Annotated in this window: 15 protein-coding genes and 1 tRNA gene; 9 read left to right on the top strand and 7 right to left on the bottom strand. The window is 66.7% G+C overall.

Annotated elements, in window-relative coordinates:
- The first annotated feature begins 119 nt into the window (after nucleotides 1-119).
- The 3 genes from SMD14_RS11885 to SMD14_RS11875 all read left to right on the top strand — a co-directional run bounded on the left by SMD14_RS11885 (nucleotide 120) and on the right by SMD14_RS11875 (nucleotide 2,769).
- Nucleotides 120-1,562 carry a glyceraldehyde-3-phosphate dehydrogenase gene (locus SMD14_RS11885; protein WP_157243117.1) on the top strand — a complete coding sequence of 481 codons (1,443 nt, stop codon included), beginning with the start codon at nucleotides 120-122 and terminating at the stop codon, nucleotides 1,560-1,562.
- A 75-nt stretch (nucleotides 1,563-1,637) separates the two neighbouring features.
- On the top strand, nucleotides 1,638-1,847 hold the full coding sequence (locus SMD14_RS11880) for a hypothetical protein (RefSeq protein ID WP_157241935.1): 210 nt from the start codon (nucleotides 1,638-1,640) through the stop codon (nucleotides 1,845-1,847).
- A 124-nt stretch (nucleotides 1,848-1,971) separates the two neighbouring features.
- On the top strand, nucleotides 1,972-2,769 hold the full coding sequence (locus tag SMD14_RS11875; RefSeq protein WP_157241936.1) for an HNH endonuclease family protein: 798 nt from the start codon (nucleotides 1,972-1,974) through the stop codon (nucleotides 2,767-2,769).
- Nucleotides 2,770-2,778: 9 nt separating this feature from the next.
- Here the strand turns inward: SMD14_RS11875 and def are convergent, their stop codons facing one another.
- The 3 genes from def to orn form a co-directional block, all read right to left on the bottom strand.
- Complete coding sequence (def, locus tag SMD14_RS11870) at nucleotides 2,779-3,351, bottom strand: peptide deformylase (RefSeq protein WP_157241937.1); 573 nt, start codon at nucleotides 3,349-3,351, stop codon at nucleotides 2,779-2,781.
- Between the two features lie 126 nt (nucleotides 3,352-3,477).
- Nucleotides 3,478-3,550, bottom strand: a tRNA-His gene (locus SMD14_RS11865).
- A 128-nt stretch (nucleotides 3,551-3,678) separates the two neighbouring features.
- The gene (orn, locus tag SMD14_RS11860) at nucleotides 3,679-4,266 is read right to left on the bottom strand and encodes an oligoribonuclease (protein WP_321216261.1); all 588 of its coding nucleotides are present in this window, start codon (nucleotides 4,264-4,266) and stop codon (nucleotides 3,679-3,681) included.
- A gap of 193 nt (nucleotides 4,267-4,459) precedes the next feature.
- On the opposite strand from orn, the gene mptB reads away from it, so the two are divergent.
- Together mptB and SMD14_RS11850 are read left to right on the top strand one after the other, a co-directional pair.
- Nucleotides 4,460-6,016, top strand: a complete 1,557-nt coding sequence (gene mptB / locus SMD14_RS11855) for a polyprenol phosphomannose-dependent alpha 1,6 mannosyltransferase MptB (protein WP_321213771.1) — start codon at nucleotides 4,460-4,462, stop codon at nucleotides 6,014-6,016.
- Nucleotides 6,017-6,193: 177 nt separating this feature from the next.
- Nucleotides 6,194-6,871, top strand: coding sequence for a hypothetical protein (locus tag SMD14_RS11850; RefSeq protein WP_321213770.1), 678 nt, complete (start codon nucleotides 6,194-6,196; stop codon nucleotides 6,869-6,871).
- 27 nt (nucleotides 6,872-6,898) lie between these two features.
- Here SMD14_RS11850 and SMD14_RS11845 read toward each other — a convergent pair whose 3' ends face one another.
- Nucleotides 6,899-7,612: a DNA alkylation repair protein gene (locus tag SMD14_RS11845; protein ID WP_321213769.1), complete on the bottom strand. Its 714-nt coding sequence runs from the start codon at nucleotides 7,610-7,612 to the stop codon at nucleotides 6,899-6,901.
- Nucleotides 7,613-7,713: 101 nt separating this feature from the next.
- On the opposite strand from SMD14_RS11845, the gene SMD14_RS11840 reads away from it, so the two are divergent.
- A complete protein-coding gene (locus SMD14_RS11840; protein ID WP_321213768.1) occupies nucleotides 7,714-8,616 on the top strand; it encodes an aldose 1-epimerase family protein in 903 nt (300 codons plus the stop codon).
- Here SMD14_RS11840 and SMD14_RS11835 read toward each other — a convergent pair.
- A complete protein-coding gene (locus SMD14_RS11835; protein WP_321213767.1) occupies nucleotides 8,564-9,379 on the bottom strand; it encodes an alpha/beta hydrolase in 816 nt (271 codons plus the stop codon). The genes SMD14_RS11840 and SMD14_RS11835 overlap by 53 nt on opposite strands.
- 2 nt (nucleotides 9,380-9,381) lie before the next feature.
- Nucleotides 9,382-10,473 carry a LacI family DNA-binding transcriptional regulator gene (locus tag SMD14_RS11830; RefSeq protein WP_321213766.1) on the bottom strand — a complete coding sequence of 364 codons (1,092 nt, stop codon included), beginning with the start codon at nucleotides 10,471-10,473 and terminating at the stop codon, nucleotides 9,382-9,384.
- A 190-nt stretch (nucleotides 10,474-10,663) separates the two neighbouring features.
- Between SMD14_RS11830 and SMD14_RS11825 the strand changes: the two genes are divergently transcribed.
- The 3 genes from SMD14_RS11825 to SMD14_RS11815 are packed head-to-tail and all read left to right on the top strand — an operon-like array spanning nucleotide 10,664 to nucleotide 13,901.
- A complete protein-coding gene (locus SMD14_RS11825; protein WP_321213765.1) occupies nucleotides 10,664-11,833 on the top strand; it encodes a Gfo/Idh/MocA family oxidoreductase in 1,170 nt (389 codons plus the stop codon).
- Nucleotides 11,833-13,047: a dihydrodipicolinate synthase family protein gene (locus tag SMD14_RS11820; protein ID WP_409339682.1), complete on the top strand. Its 1,215-nt coding sequence runs from the start codon at nucleotides 11,833-11,835 to the stop codon at nucleotides 13,045-13,047. Before SMD14_RS11825 ends, SMD14_RS11820 begins: the two co-directional genes overlap by 1 nt.
- Nucleotides 13,044-13,901, top strand: coding sequence for a sugar phosphate isomerase/epimerase (locus tag SMD14_RS11815; RefSeq protein ID WP_157241946.1), 858 nt, complete (start codon nucleotides 13,044-13,046; stop codon nucleotides 13,899-13,901). Before SMD14_RS11820 ends, SMD14_RS11815 begins: the two co-directional genes overlap by 4 nt.
- Nucleotides 13,902-14,061: 160 nt before the next feature.
- Here the strand turns inward: SMD14_RS11815 and xylB are convergent, their stop codons facing one another.
- Entirely contained in the window at nucleotides 14,062-15,480 is a 1,419-nt protein-coding gene (gene xylB / locus SMD14_RS11810) for a xylulokinase (protein ID WP_321213764.1), read from the bottom strand.
- Nucleotides 15,481-15,483 lie beyond the last annotated feature (3 nt).

The raw sequence follows: 15,483 nt of genomic DNA, 5'->3' as shown, positions 1-15,483 counted from the left end.
AGGCGCGGGTGCCCCTGCACAACATGTGGTGGCCGACATCCGTGTACGAGGACGTACACGGCTGAACCGAGGAAGGTATTTCTGTGAGCCAGACGTCAGATTCTTGTCTTGATACGTGGATGGGCCGGGAGGCCCTCGCCGAGGCCATGATTCCGGTGATCGGCCGGCTGTACCGCGAAAACAACGTGGTCACCAGCATCCATGGCCGGAGTTTGATCAACAAGTCCACCATGAACATCCTCAAGGCGCACCGTTTTGCACGCCGGATGAGCAAGGACGAGCTGCTCCTGGAGGAGACCGCGCCGCTGCTGAACACCCTGGCCGGCCTGGAGCTCGGTGCTGCTGCGATCGACATCGCACGGTTGAACCAGAAGTTCAAGGAAGAGGGCAGCGGCGCCACGCTGGAAGAATTCCTCCGCGCGGAACTTGCCGACGTTGTGGGCAAGCGCGGCGGCGACGACCGCACCAGCACCGACGTGGTGCTTTACGGCTTTGGCCGGATCGGCCGGCTTCTGGCCCGCCTCCTCATCGAAAAGGCCGGCGGCGGCCATGGCCTCCGCCTGCGCGCCATCGTGGTCCGCAAGGGCGCTGACAACGATCTCTCCAAGCGTGCCAGCCTCCTGCGCCGCGACTCCGTCCACGGGTCCTTCGAAGGGACCATCAGGATCGACGAGGAAGCCAACACCATCACGGCCAACGGCGTGCAGGTACAGGTCATCTACTCGGACAACCCTGCCACCATCGACTACACCGCCTTCGGCATCAACAATGCCCTGGTGGTGGACAACACCGGCCGCTGGCGTGACCGGGAAGGGCTGTCCCAGCACCTGCAGAGCAAGGGCGTGGCACGGGTTCTCCTGACCGCGCCGGGCAAGGGCGACCTGAAGAACATCGTCCACGGCATCAACCACGGCACCATAGAGGACACTGACCAGATCGTGTCCGCCGCGTCCTGCACCACCAACGCCATCACGCCGGTGCTGAAGGCCGTCAACGACAAGTTCGGCGTCGTGCACGGCCATGTGGAGACGGTGCACTCCTTCACCAACGACCAGAACCTGATCGACAACTTCCATAAGGGTGACCGACGCGGCCGCTCCGCCGCACTGAACATGGTCATCACGGAGACCGGTGCCGCCAAAGCCGTGGCCAAGGCACTGCCTGAGCTGCTCGGGAAGCTCACAGGCAGCTCCATCCGGGTCCCCACCCCTGACGTCTCCCTGGCGATCCTGAACCTCCGCCTGGAGAACGGGACCACCAAGGACGAGATCAACAACTACCTCCGCGAGATGTCCCTGCACTCGGACCTGCGGAAGCAGATCGACTACATCGACTCACCCGAAGTTGTCTCCACTGACTTCGTCGGTTCCCGCCGCGCGGGCATCGTGGACGGCCTGGCCACTGTGTCCACAGACAAAAACGTCGTCCTCTACGTCTGGTACGACAACGAGTTCGGCTACAGCTGCCAGGTGGTCCGCGTGATGGAGGAAATGGCAGGGGTCAACCCGCCGTCCTTCCCCGCAAAGGAATCCGCCGCGGCCCTCGCAGCGATCGCCGTTTAGGCCGGGGCCGCCGGTCCCGCGAGTTCCCGGCTGATTCTGCTGGAATCAGCCGGGAAACGGGACCACACTGGTGGCATGGACAAAAATTCGACACTTCAGCACGAAACAACCCTTGAGCACGCCCTCGACGTCGCCAAAGCCAACCACAAGGAGGCCGTCCGGCTGCTTGAGGGCGCCCGCGCCGCCTACAAGACGGGCGACGTCGGCGAGGATCGGGTGCGCCAGCTGGAAGGACTGCTGGCCATCGCCGAGGAGGACCTCCGGAGGGTGATGCGCGAGCAGTAACCCCCGCGCGGACACTTCCACCAGCGCCGCCACTTGCCCTCCACACTGTGGAAAACAACGGGGCGACACGGGAGGCGGCCTAGGCTCTTCTGGTGCATGATGTCCGAGAAGGGGCCGGGTCCCCATGACTGTGAGCTGGTCCGCCTACCGGCGAGCCCGCCGTCGCTCGCGGCAGGCGTGGGGCATCCTGGCAGTGGCCGCCGTCGGTGCGCTGGCGGCACTGTCCTGGTTCTTTACTGCCGGCCAGTTTGCCTTGGCGGAGCCCGCGGCCTCCGGCCCCACCGAAGCCCCAGTGTTCGACCCTGCCTGGATGAAGCCCGTTGTGCCGGTGCACCCCGTGCCCTCCGGTACTGCCGTCACCGCGCTGGAACGGCTTCCCGTCAAGGGCCGGGCCGCGAAGGACAAGTACGACCGCGAAGCGTTCGGCCAGGCGTGGCTGGACGTGGACCGGAACGGGTGCGACACCCGCAACGACATGCTCAGGCGTGACCTTACCGCCGTGGTGTTCATGGAAGGTTCCACGTGCCGGGTGGCAGGGGGCTCCTTCCGCGAGCCCTATACCGGGCAGCCCTTGGACTTCCGGCGGGGCTCCGACAGCAGCCGGGCAGTCCAAATAGACCACGTCGTGGCCTTGGGTGACGCGTGGCAGAAGGGTGCCCAGGGATTGACAGCCAAGCAGCGCCAGAGCCTGGCCAACGATCCGCTGAACCTGATCGCGGCGGACGGCCCGGCAAACGTGCAGAAGGGTGCCGGCGATGCCGCAACCTGGCTTCCCAAGAATAAATCCTTCCGCTGCCACTATGTGGCCCGCCAAATATCGGTCAAGGCAGCCTACGGACTATGGGTCACCGAGGCGGAGAAGGGCGCCATGAAGCGCGTGCTGGGGTCCTGCCCGGACCAGCCCACCATTGCGGCGAAGTGACCGGGTGCCCTAGTGGCCGAACGGGTCCGGGTCGACGCCCGGCATCCAGGTCAGTCCGGGAACGCCCCAGCCGCTCTTCTTGGCCTGTTTCATGGCTTTGCGCGCATAGCGGTCAATCAGCCGGTTGACGTACAGTTTTCCGTCCAGGTGGTCATATTCGTGCTGGATGACCCTGGCAAACCAGCCGGTGGCTTCGAACCTGACCGGCTGTCCAAAGCCGTCAAACCCTTCAACACGTGCCCACTCGGCGCGCTTCAGGGGATACTGCCCGCCGGGGAAGGACAGGCAGCCTTCTTCTTCCTCGTCCGGGTCCGGTACCGCGCCGGAAATCTTTGACAGGGTCAGCACCGGGTTGACCAGTACGCCCGTGGGCGGAGCGCCGTCGTCGTTGGCGTATTTGTAGACAAAGATCCTCTTGCCCACGCCTATCTGCGGTGCCGCGAGACCCACGCCGTTGGCGGCGTCGTTCGTTTCAAACATGTCCGCTATCAAAGTCCGCAGCTCGTCGTCGAACACTTCCACCTCGGAAGCCCGGCGGTGCAGTACGGGTTCTCCCCAGATGGTGATTGGCAGAACGGTCATCTTTAGCGGTCCTTCAGCGGTGTCTCGTGCCAGGTGCAAGTGTGCAAACGGCGAAAAAAGAAGGAGGCCGCACCGGATCTCCGGTGCGGCCTCCTTCTTGGACGGCTGCACATACCGTCCCGTGAGGGTGAGCTACGGGGGTTGAACCCGCGACCTCCTGGACCACAACCAGGCGCTCTGCCAACTGAGCTAAGCCCACCATGTGCCTGCAGATTTACCGGCGTACCGGCCCTCTGGAAAGGCAACTCATATAGCTTACCTGCTCTTCAGGGGTGCTTTGTCCACTTTTGGGGTTTTTGCGGAAAATTCCGTCGAAGGTGGCGCAGATTACCCTTCCTGCTGCCCGGCGTCCCCGGCGGATGTGACGCGGCGGGCAATCTGCAGGGCAGTGGCACTGTCCGGTCCCGGTGCAGGCACGAACACGGCCTCCCGGTAATAACGGAGCTCGTCGATGGAGTCCTTGATGTCCCCCAGTGCGCGGTGTCCGCCCTTTTTGGCCGGAGACTGGAAGTACGCCCTCGCGAACCAGCGGCGCGAGAGTTCCTTGATGGTGCTGACGTCGATCACCCGGTAGTGCAGGTGTTCAACCACTGCGGGCATGTCCCGGGACAGGAACACCCGGTCCGTCCCCACGGAATTACCGCCCAGCGGCGCCTTGCGCGGGTCCGGCACCCATGTGGTGATGTATTCCATGACGGCGGCTTCCGCTTCGGCCATCGTCTTGCCGTTCGGCAGTTCCTTGAGGAGCCCCGATTTGGTGTGCATGTCGCGGACGAAATCGTTCATCTGGGCCACCGCGGCATCATCCGGTTTGATGACCACGTCGACGCCGTCGCCGAGGATGTTCAGTTCGGAGTCGGTGACCAGGGCGGCCACCTCGATCAGGGCGTCGTTCTTGATGTCCAGGCCGGTCATTTCGCAGTCGATCCAGACGATGCGTTCGTTAGATATAGGCACCGGACAAGCCTACCGTTACACCTTCAGGGCACCGGCCGATGCTAGGATTTCGAAGACGCGGCGGGTCATCCCGCTCCCGTGAGGATGCGCCTCGGCCGGCCGTTGGCCCGCCGGGCAGAATCGCAGACGAGATAGATTGGACGATCCTGAAATGACGGCGCCTGTGCCTGCGGCGGGGGAGGTGGCGCCCGCCGCCACTGTCGCAGCGGGCGGCGCGGAAGTGGATAATCCCCGGTCCCCGCTCCTTGCCGGCTTCGTGGGCTCCATGTTCATGCTTATCGGATCCTTGGGCGTGGGCTGGCTGGCCCCGGTCTCCGAACTCCGCCGGATGCCGCTGTTCATTTGGATGCGTGCCGAAGCAGTTGGCGTTGCCCTCTCGATTGTCCTGCTGGCCATAGGAGGCATGCTCCTGGTCCGTGCCTGGCTCAGGCTGGGGCAGCGGGTCAGGGTGTGGGGCAGGCAGGCCCGTAAAGCTACGCTGATGGCCGTTGTGGCATGGGGCCTGCCCATGATGTTCAGCGTGCCGCTCTTCAGCCGCGACGTCTACGCCTACATTGGCCAGGGCCGGCTGATGGTTGAAGGGTTCAACCCCTACGAGAACGGCATCTCGGCTCTGTCCAACTACTTCCAGCTGGGCGCGGACAAAATGTGGACGGAAGCCCCCGTTCCCTATGGCCAGCTGTTCCTGTGGATTGAACAGTTCGTTGTGTGGTCCACGAACGTCCAGCCGGAGGCAAGCGTGATGCTGTTCCGGCTGGTTGCCTTGGCCGGAGTCATCCTCTGCGTGATCTATGTTCCGCGGCTCGCCGAGCTGCACGGCATCAATCCGCACCGGGCCCTCTGGCTCACCGCTGCGAACCCGCTGTTCCTGACGAACTTCATCGCCAGCGTCCACAATGACGCACTGATGATCGGTCTGGCGCTGGCCGGACTCTACTACTCCGCGACGCACCGGGTGGTCCGCGGCATTGTGCTGGTAACCCTTTCCGTTGCGGTGAAGCCCATCACCATCGTCTTCCTGCCGTTCATCGGGCTCCTTTGGGCGGGCAGGGACGCGGGCTGGCTCCGCAAATTCGTGTTCTGGGGCCTGACCGCTGCATTGAGCCTCGGCATCCTGGCCTTGATGAGCCTGGTCAATGGTTTCGGCTTCGGCTGGGTCAATGGGCTCTCTGCCCCCGGAAGCATCTCCATCTGGTACGCGCCCGTGGGGCTCATCGGAATGGTGGTTGCCTCCCTGGCCAATTCGTTTGGACTCGACGGCGCCACCTTGGCCGGCTTTGTCTATAACGTGGGCAAGCTTGTTGCCGTGGGCATTGTCGCCTGGCAGATCTTCCGCGGTGACTACGACCGGCTGATGCGCCGCCTCACCCTCGCTCTGGCCGCGATTGTCCTCCTGTCTCCAATCATCCAAGCCTGGTACGTCGTATGGCTGATACCGCTCTTTGCAGTCACCGGGATCAGGAATGACTGGCAGGTCAAGGCGCTCTACTTCGTTGTCTCCTTCTTCATGATCTATGCCATTTCAGACCAGCTGGAAGTCTTCCCGTACCTTCAGACCGAGGACCTCGGCTTCGCACTGGCCCTCGCCCGAGTGGCCGCCGCGGTGACCGGCCTGCTCTTTGGCCTGTACCTGGTTTTCTGGGACCCCCGCACCCGCCGGCTGTTCCGCAAAACGCACGAGGCCGTCGTCGAACGCCCCATCATCTAGGCAGCGCCGCGTGTCGGTCCCGCGTTCGAAGCGACGCTCGACGCTCCCTCGCCGGGCTTAGTGGCCTCCACCATCTCCGGCGCTGATGTCCGGCCCGCTTGACGGGCCTTTGGACCCTGCTGCCGGGGATGCGCTGCCCGTACGGTCGAAGCATCCCCCACTTCAAGGAGGCGCCGGATGCAGAATTCGGGCCACGCGCCGACCGGCAAGGCGCTGCGCACCGTGACGGGCGTCTTTGGGCTGCTGGCGGCCCTGGCCGGCGTGGAGCACGGGCTGGGCGAGATCCTCCAGGGCCCGGTGGCGCCCGACGGTCCGGTGTTCCGTTCCTGGCCCGGGAACGAAGCGTTCGAAATCCTGGACGGAGAGCCGGCCTTCACGGTGTTACCCGATCTGTTGGTTTCGGGCGTTGTGACCGTGGCGGTGGCGGTAGTGTTCGGGGCCTGGGCGGTGGCCGGCGTACACCGCCGGCGGGGGCCCCTGGTGCTGATCGGGCTCGCGCTGCTGCTGTTCGCCGTTGGTGGCGGTTTCGGTCCGCCGCTGCTGGGAATCATCCTGGGCATCGGCGCATCCAGGCCCGCAGTACCTTCGCGGCCGCCGGGACCGGCCGCACGGGTGATGGCGAAGGCATGGCCGTGGGCGATGGGTGCCGGTGCGGCAGGGTACCTGGGATTAGTGCCGGGCACGCTGGTGATGCACGCCCTGAGGGGAGCTCCACCCGAATCCGTGGTGTACGGGCTCATGGCGATGGCGTTCGGCGGTGTGCTCCTCGCGCTGGCCGGTGCCCGGGCCGGTAACAGGCTGGAGGCCTGGCATGCTGCACCATCCCCGCGCTCCCGGTCCGGAACGTCAACCTGACTCCAGGTTATTTGCCTGCCACCGCCGTTATGCGTCAGGTGCGGGGGCAGGGAGGCGCCGGAGCGCTTCCCTACGGGACAACGGACTGAGGGCTGCCTCATGTTCTGCCACGAAGGCCGCCACCCACTCCGGCGCCGTCTTTGAATACTCGCGCAGGGCCCATCCGATCGCTTTCCGGATGAAGAACTCCGGGTCTGCCATGTTTGTTGCCAGGACCTGGGCCAGGAGCACGGTGTCAGTGGCTGCCTTCGCCTTAAGCTGAGAGAGGATGGCAGCCCTCCTTATCCATGAGTCCGGGTCGGTGCTCCAGCCGAGCAGGACTTCTGACATCTGCTCACGGTTGGCTTGCAGCAGGCCGCACAGGCGCGCCGCTACCGGGTCCACGAAGTCCCACCACGCGCCGCTGCGAATCATTTCCTCGTACACGGGCAGCATCAGCATGTCACCCGCCGCCAGCGGTTCAGCGGTCAGGTCGATGGCTGCATACCGTTCCTCGCGGGCGGCGGCGTTCCGCCAAAGCTCAAGGACAGTGGCGCGCAGCTGGCCGGCCGACGCGAAGGGAGTGCCGCCGGCAGCTTCGGCAGCGATCCGGCGGACTTCGGGGACGCGCACACCGAGGCAGGGCATGGCGGACTTCATGTAGGCCTGCGCCCCGGCACCCCGTACCGGATCTGCCCGTTCACGCAGCGCACGGCGGACGGCAGAAAGCACCTCGCTGTTCAGCGCATCCGCTTCGGCCATGGGGAAACTCTATCCAGCGGAGGATTTCCTTGTGCCGCGCCAGGACACATGCGCTAGGCTGGTTAGCGCTCACAAGTGTCTCGGCCCCAAAGGGGATTTTCATGCCATCCACGGAACACAGCATTGCCAGTGGCCCCTACGCCGCCGTGGTCACAGCCCGCGGGGGCGCCCTCCGGGAACTGCAGCACAACGGCCGGGACCTGGTGGTTGGCTTTGGTCCGGATGGCCGGGTTCCTGACTATCGCGGGGTTATCTGCGTCCCATGGCCGAACCGCCTGGCGGACGGCAGATATGCCTACGCCGGAACCGATTACCAGGCTCCCGTCAACGAGCCCGAGCGGGGTTCGGCGCTCCACGGCCTTGCCACGGAGCAGATCTGGGCGGTGCGGGAGGTGGCTGAGGACCGCGTGGTGCTGGTGTGCACGATCGGCGCAGGCCCGCACTACCCATCGGATCTCGAGGTGTCCGTTTCCTACTCGCTGGGTCCTGGCGGATTACGCAGCACGGTGAGTGCTGTGAACGCCGGGTCCGCCAGCGCCCCTTACGGCGTGTGCCCCCACCCCTACCTGGTGGCCGGCCCGGGAACGCTGGACGAATGGACGCTGGAAGTGCCGGCGCGCGAATTCCTCGACGTGACGCCGGACCGGCTGCTTCCCATCGGCATGAAGACCGTGGAGGAAGGCGGCTTCGACTTCCGCAGTCCCCGTCGGCTGGGGCCGGTAAGGATTGACCATGCCTTCACTGGAATTACCCGCGACGCCGCCGGGCTGGCCCGGGTCCGCGTAAAGGATCGGGCGGGAACAGGCGTGGAACTGGAATGGGGCGCGGAGTGGCCCTGGGTCCAGATCCACACTGCAGACAAGCCGGTTGGCCCGGACAGGCTGGGGCTGGCGGTTGAACCCATGACCTGCCCGCCTGACGCCTTCAACTCGGGGGCGGACCTTCTTCACCTCAAACCGGGGGAGACGCACTCAGCGTCCTGGACCATCCGGGCCCTGGCCTAGTCCGGACTGCCGGCCCGCAACACGGGGAGGTCCAGCCGGCTCGCGCGAGCCAGGCTGCGCACAGCCGCGTCCACTGGTCCGGCCCCGGCTCCTCCGCGGCGAGGCCCAATCCGTGGCGGCCATGGGGAAAGACATGCAGTTCGGCAGGCACGCCTGCGCCCATAAGCGCCCCGGCGTAGCCCAGGCTGTGGCTGACGTGGACGGCGTCGTCATCCGCGGTGTGCCAGATGAATGCGGGAGGGGTGGCGGCAGTCACCTGCCGTTCCGCGGAAAGTTCCTCAAGGACGTCCGACGACGGCGCGCCGCCAAGGAGGTTGTCGACCGAACCCTGGTGCACTGACGTGGTGTAGGACACCACGGGGTAGCACAACACGGTGAGGTCCGGGACCGCGCCGGGAACGTCGAAGCGCTCGCAGCCCGTTGCCACGGCGGTAGAGAGCGTGGCGGCCAGGTGTCCACCGGCCGAAAATCCGAGGACGCCGACCCGCTGCGGATCGACGGCCAAACCATGGGACCCGCCACGGATATGCAGCATGGCGTCCTTGGCGTCCTCCAGCGGGGCCGGATGCCGGTCCGGGGCCACGCGGTATCTCAGCACGAAGGCGTGGATGCCGAGCGCGGCGAGCCATTCGGCCACCGGCTCCGCTTCGTGGTCCGCCTGGCGGCCGTAGCCGCCGCCGGGCAGGACCAGGACGGCGGGCCCCGGGCCTCCGGCACCGTCCGCGCCGGCACGTGCAGGAACAGCGGTTAGCACGGACACCATGGTCAGGCCACTGTCTCCGTGCTGCGGCGCAGCGTGACTTCGCCCCTCACGGGCTGCAGGTCGGCGTCCTCCTGGCCATCGCTGCGGCCGGGGCCGCTGGCCGTCGCCCGGGTAGCAAGCCGGCCGATGTCTTCCAGCGGCAGGCGGACCGTGGAGAGGGCGGGGCGGAAATCCCGCAGCGTCTCGATATCGTCAAATCCGGCAATCCTGGCGTCCCGCGGAACCCGGAGCCCTTCAGCCCGCAGCGCTGCCGAGGCCCCGATGGCCATGACGTCGTTGACTGCGAAGATGCACATCTTCGCCGTGGCAGGGGAATCGCCGTCCGCTGTCCGCTGGGCCTTGATCCTGGCAGCCAGCTTGAGGCCCGCGTCGTAGCCTCCGGCACGGTTGAACGAGGTGCGCAGGATCTCCGCCGCGCCCCGGCCGGCCCTGGCCAGGCCTTCCTGGAAGCCCCGGATGCGGTCGTCCGACGTGAAGAGGCCCTCGGGGCCTCCTATGATGACGAAATCGCCAGTCCAGCCGGCAGCAAGTTCAGCTGCGAGGGCGCCGGCGAGTTCCTGGTTCGGCACGGCAACAACGTGGTAGCCCTCAGGAGCGCTGGCACCCACTACCGGATGTCCCACCACCGCCACCCGGCCGCCGTTGCGGCAGTACCGGTCAAGCTCCGCTGCAAGGTCCGCGTTGTCGTCCCGGTCCTCCTCCCGCGACGAGCGGGATCCCGCAATCACGATCGAATCGGCACGCCGTGCAGCGAAGGCAGCCACGGCCTCGCGCTCCTCCGCCGGCGCCCCGCCGGTGGTCGCCAGCAGCACCATCTTGCGCTGTTCACGGGCGGCCTCCTGGACCCCCCGTGCGATGGCGGCGAAATAGGGGTCCGCAATGTCGTGCACGATCAGGCCGATCAGGCCCGAACTGGACTTCGCCAGGCCCTGGGCCTGGGCGTTGGGAATGTATCCAAGCGAGGCCGCAGCCTGCCGGACACGGTCCGCGATGTCCTGCCCCGGCTTGCGTGCGGAACCGTTGAGGACGCGGCTGGCAGTGGCGGGAGATACCCCGGCCAGCCGCGCCACCTCGGTAAGGGTACTTGCAGCCACAGCGTCTCCTGATCGGCTTTGTTGGGTCAATAGGCGTTACCACATTATGGCAGTTGCGGACCGCTACTGGAAAGCGCTTGCCAAGAAGTCTGCGGACGTGCATCATTGACGTAGCGGGAATGCGCTTTCCCGAATCAGCTTCAGTAGGGCTTCAACTTCAGTAGAACTGCTCGCTCACCGTGGAGGACAAATGGGCTTCGAGACAAAAACAATCCGCATTGCCATGAACGGCATCACCGGCCGGATGGGGTACCGCCAGCACCTGCTGCGCTCCATCCTTCCCATCCGGGACGCCGGTGGATTCACGCTGGAAGACGGCACCCGCGTCCAGGTTGAGCCCATCCTGGTGGGCCGCAACGAAGCCAAGATCCGGGAGCTCGCCGAAAAGCACAAGGTCTCCGAGTGGAGCACCGACCTGGACGCCGTCATCAACGACCCCACCGTCGACGTCGTTTTTGATGCCTCCATGACCAGCCTCCGCGCAGCCACCCTCAAGAAGGCCATGCAGGCCGGCAAGCACATCTTCACAGAGAAGCCCACTGCCGAGACGCTTGACGAGGCCATCGAGCTCGCCCGGATCGGCAAGGAATCCGGCGTCACCGCGGGTGTGGTCCACGACAAGCTGTACCTCCCCGGCCTGGTCAAGCTCCGCCGCCTGGTGGACGAGGGCTTCTTCGGCCGAATCCTCTCCATCCGCGGCGAGTTCGGATACTGGGTCTTCGAAGGTGACATCCAGGCCGCCCAGCGCCCGTCCTGGAATTACCGCAAGGAAGACGGCGGTGGAATGACTACGGACATGTTCTGCCACTGGAACTACGTCCTCGAAGGCATCATCGGCAAGGTCAAGAGCGTCAGCGCCAAGACCGCCACCCACATCCCCACCCGGTGGGACGAGGCAGGCAAGGAATACAAGGCCACCGCCGACGACGCCTCCTACGGCATTTTCGAGCTGGAAACCCCGGGCGGCGACGAGGTCATCGGCCAGATCAACTCGTCGTGGGCCGTCCGCGTCTATCGCGACGAACTGGTGGAGTTCCAGGTGGACGGCACGCACGGCTCCGCCGTCGCAGGCCTGAACAAGTGCGTTGCGCAGCAGCGCGCCCACACGCCGAAGCCCGTCTGGAACCCGGACCTGCCCGTCACGGAATCCTTCCGTGACCAGTGGCAGGAAGTCCCTGCCAATGCTGACCTGGACAACGGCTTCAAGCTGCAGTGGGAAGAGTTCCTCCGCGACGTCGTCGCCGGCCGCGAACACCGCTTCGGCCTGCTCTCCGCCGCCCGCGGTGTCCAGCTCGCCGAGCTTGGCCTGAAGTCCAACGACGAACGCCGCACCCTCGACATCCCGGAGATTACCCTCTAATGACCTCACTCATCCTGCCCTCCCACGACGGCGGCACCCGGGAATACCGCCTCCAGGGCGGCACGTCCTGGGCCCGGCCAGCGGCGCCGCTCATCGCCCGCCGCGCCTATGCCGCAGCGCATGTGATCCCCGAAGTCCTGGCCGACAACACGCCCGGCGCGCCCGCCCGGCTCGACTGGGACGCCACCATGGCCTACCGGCACGAGCTGTGGTCCTACGGCCTGGGTGTGGCCGACGCCATGGACACTGCCCAGCGCGGCATGGGCCTTGACTGGGCGGCAACCCAGCAGCTCATCAAGCGCACCGGCGTCGAGGCAGCCTCGGTGGTCTCCGCCGGCAACCCGGCAACGGCCGGCAAGTCGGTGCGGGACCTTGTTTCCTGCGGTGCCGGCACCGACCAGCTGGACAGCGCCACCCTGCCGGCCGGGGAGGCCGGCATCAAGGCCGTCCTTGAGGCCTACCGCGAGCAGATCGCGGTGGTCAGCGAGGCCGGGCCCAAGGTGATCCTCATGGCCTCCCGCGCCCTGGCCAAGGTTGCCCGGGGTCCCGAGGATTACCTGCAGGTGTACTCGACGCTGCTGGAGGAGGTGGACCAGCCGGTCATCCTGCACTGGCTCGGCACCATGTTCGATCCCGCCCTGGCCGGTTACTGGGGTTCGGACGATGTAGCAACGGCAACCGGAACCTTCCTCGGCCTTATCAGGGACAACGCGGCCAAGGTGGATGGCGTCAAGGTCTCGCTGCTCGACGCCAGCCATGAGGTTGCCCTTCGGGCGGCCCTGCCCGAAGGCGTCCGCCTCTACACCGGCGACGACTTCAACTACCCCGAACTGATCGACGGCGACGGCAGCCGCCACTCGGACGCCCTGCTGGGCATCTTCGCGGCCATCTACCCCGCCGCCTCGGTGGCGCTGCAGAACTACGACGCCGGCAACGCCGCGAAGGCGCGCGAAATCCTCGACTCCACGAGGGAACTGGGGAAGCACATCTTCAGCGCACCCACGTTCTACTACAAGACCGGGATCGCGTTCATGTCCTGGCTCAACGGCAGGCAGCCCGGCTTCCAGATGGTTGGAGGCCTGCACTCCGGCCGCTCGGTATGCCACCTGGCAAGGACCTTTGAACTGGCGGACAAGGCGGGCCTGCTGCGGGATCCGGCTCTGGCCGCTTTCCGGATGTCCGACTACCTGCGGATCAACGGGGTGGGCGTATGACCAGCACGTCAGGAACGGCAGACTTTGCGCGCCTTTCCATCAACAGCGCCACCACCAAGAAATGGACCCTGGCCCAGGTGGTCGAGGGCTGCGTCAACGCCGGCATCCCCGCCATCGGGCCCTGGCGGGACCGAGTGGCGGAAGCCGGCCTGGACAAGGCAGCCCGCCTGATCAAGGACGCCGGGCTCCGCGTCTCCTCGCTCTGCCGCGGGGGGTTCCTCACCGCACCCGACGCCGCAGGGCAGGCCGCAGCCCTGGCTGACAACCGGGCAGCTATCCTGGAAGCCGTCGCGCTCGACACCAGGGAACTGTTCCTCGTGGTCGGCGGGCTGGCCCCGGGGGAGAAGGACGTGGTGGCTGCGCGCCGGCGCGTGGCGGACCGTCTCGCCGACCTGGTCCCCTTCGCCCGGGAGAACGGCGTCCGGCTGGTGCTGGAGCCGCTGCATCCGATGTACGCCGCTGACCGGGCGCTGATCTCCACCCTGGGGCAGGCCCTTGACCTCGCGGCGCCGTTCGACGCGTCGGCAGTGGGCGTCGCCGTCGACACTTTCCACGTGTGGTGGGACCCGGAACTGAAGCCGCAGATCGAGCGCGCCGGCCGGGAGGGGCGACTTGCGTCCTACCAGGTGTGCGACTTCAACATGCCCATCGCCGCGGATCCGCTGCTGTCACGCGGCTACATGGGCGACGGCGTGGTGGACTTTGCCACCATCGGCGCCTGGGTGCGCGATGCCGGGTACACCGGTGACATCGAAGTGGAAATCTTCAATCAGGACATCTGGGGCACGGACGGCAATACCGTCCTGGCCACAGTAAAGGAGCGCTACGCGGAGCTCGTCCTCCCGTACGCCTGACCTGACCCAAGACCGCGGGCTCCTGCCACGTTCCCAACATGACTGGCAGGAGCTGCGCCCCACATGGAAAGGACCCGGACCGCGCAGTGAATTCATCACAGTGCGGTCCGGGCCTTTCGCGTGGAAACGCCAGGCGGGCCCGGCGTCAGGTATCCCGGTGTCAGGTATATAGGGAGGCGCAGCGGCGGTACCGTGCCAGCACCCCGCCGCCGTCCTGCCCGGCAGGGAGGTCGACGGCGTCCAGCGCCCACTGCGGAAATTCCCCGGTGAGTGCCGCTGCGGCCTGGCGGGCGGCGCCGTCGGCCACATACTCACCCGGGCGCGGCACGGTGATGCTGATTCCCAGCAGTTGCGCTGCCGCCTCCTGTACTGCCGCGGACTGCGCTCCGCCGCCCACCAGGATGATGCGCCGCGCCTGCACGCCTTGTTGCTGCAGGGCGGCCAGGCCGTCCGCGAGCGAACAGACCACGCCTTCGACGGCGGCCCGCGCCAGGTTGGCCGGCGTGTAGTTCCCGCGGGTGATGCCGTGCAGGGAGCCGGTGGCGTCGGGCAGGTTCGGCGTGCGCTCGCCGTCGAAATAGGGAACGAGGGTGAGGCCCCCGGCCCCTGGTCCGGCGGACAGCGCCAGCTCATTGAACTCCGCAATGCTGATGTCCAGCAGGGCTGCAGTGGCGTCAAAAACGCGGGTGGCGTTCAGGGTGCACACCAGCGGCAGGTAGTTCCCGGAAGCATCGGCGAACCCGGCCACCAGCCCGGACGGGTCGGCGGCCGGTGTATCGGACACGGCGAAGACCGTCCCCGAGGTGCCCAGCGACATCACCACGTCACCCACGCCGGCGCCCACTCCCAGTGCCGCCGCCGCGTTGTCCCCGGCGCCGGCGGCCAGGAGGGCGCCCTCCGGTGTCTTGCCCACGACCCCCAGCGGGCCCACGACGCCGGGCAGCAGCGGAACGTGCCCCAGCGAGGACTCCAGGAGCCCCGGCAGGTACTCGCCGGTCGCCGTCGAGTAGTAGCCCGTACCGGAGGCGTCGGAACGGTCAGTGGCGAGGGCCTCGAGGTTTCCCGGACCGCTGCCTGGCCCGTGGTCCGCCAGCCGCCAGGTCAGCCAGTCATGCGGCAGGCAGACTGCCGCAACTTTGGCGGCGTTCTCCGGCTCGTTGGCGGCCAGCCAGTGAAGTTTGGTCAGCGTCAGCGAGGCGACCGGGACGGTGCCGGTTGCGCCGGCCCAGTAGCGGGCGCCGGCGGCAGTGTCGCCGTCGCCCGCATTGCTGATCAGTTCCAGTGCCGCGCCGGCACTGCGGGTGTCATTCCACAGCAGTGCCGGCCGGACCACCTGGCCCTCGCTGTCCAGGCACACCATGCCGTGCTGCTGCCCGCCCACCGAGACAGCTGCAACATCGTCCAGGCCGCCGGCCTGGTGTAGTGCGTCCAGCAGGGCGGCCCACCAGTGATCCGGGTGGATCTCGGTCCCGTCCGGGTGGGCCGCCCTGCCCTGCCGGACCAATGCACCCGTGTCCGCATCGCGGATCACCACTTTGCAGGACTGGGTGGAGCTGTCGATCCCTGCTACGAGTGCCATGAT

This window comes from Pseudarthrobacter oxydans (assembly GCF_034258515.1).
Lineage (GTDB): Bacteria > Actinomycetota > Actinomycetes > Actinomycetales > Micrococcaceae > Arthrobacter.
The sequence above is the reverse complement of the archived record's forward strand: the minus strand, read 5'-3'. Positions and strand labels throughout refer to the sequence as shown.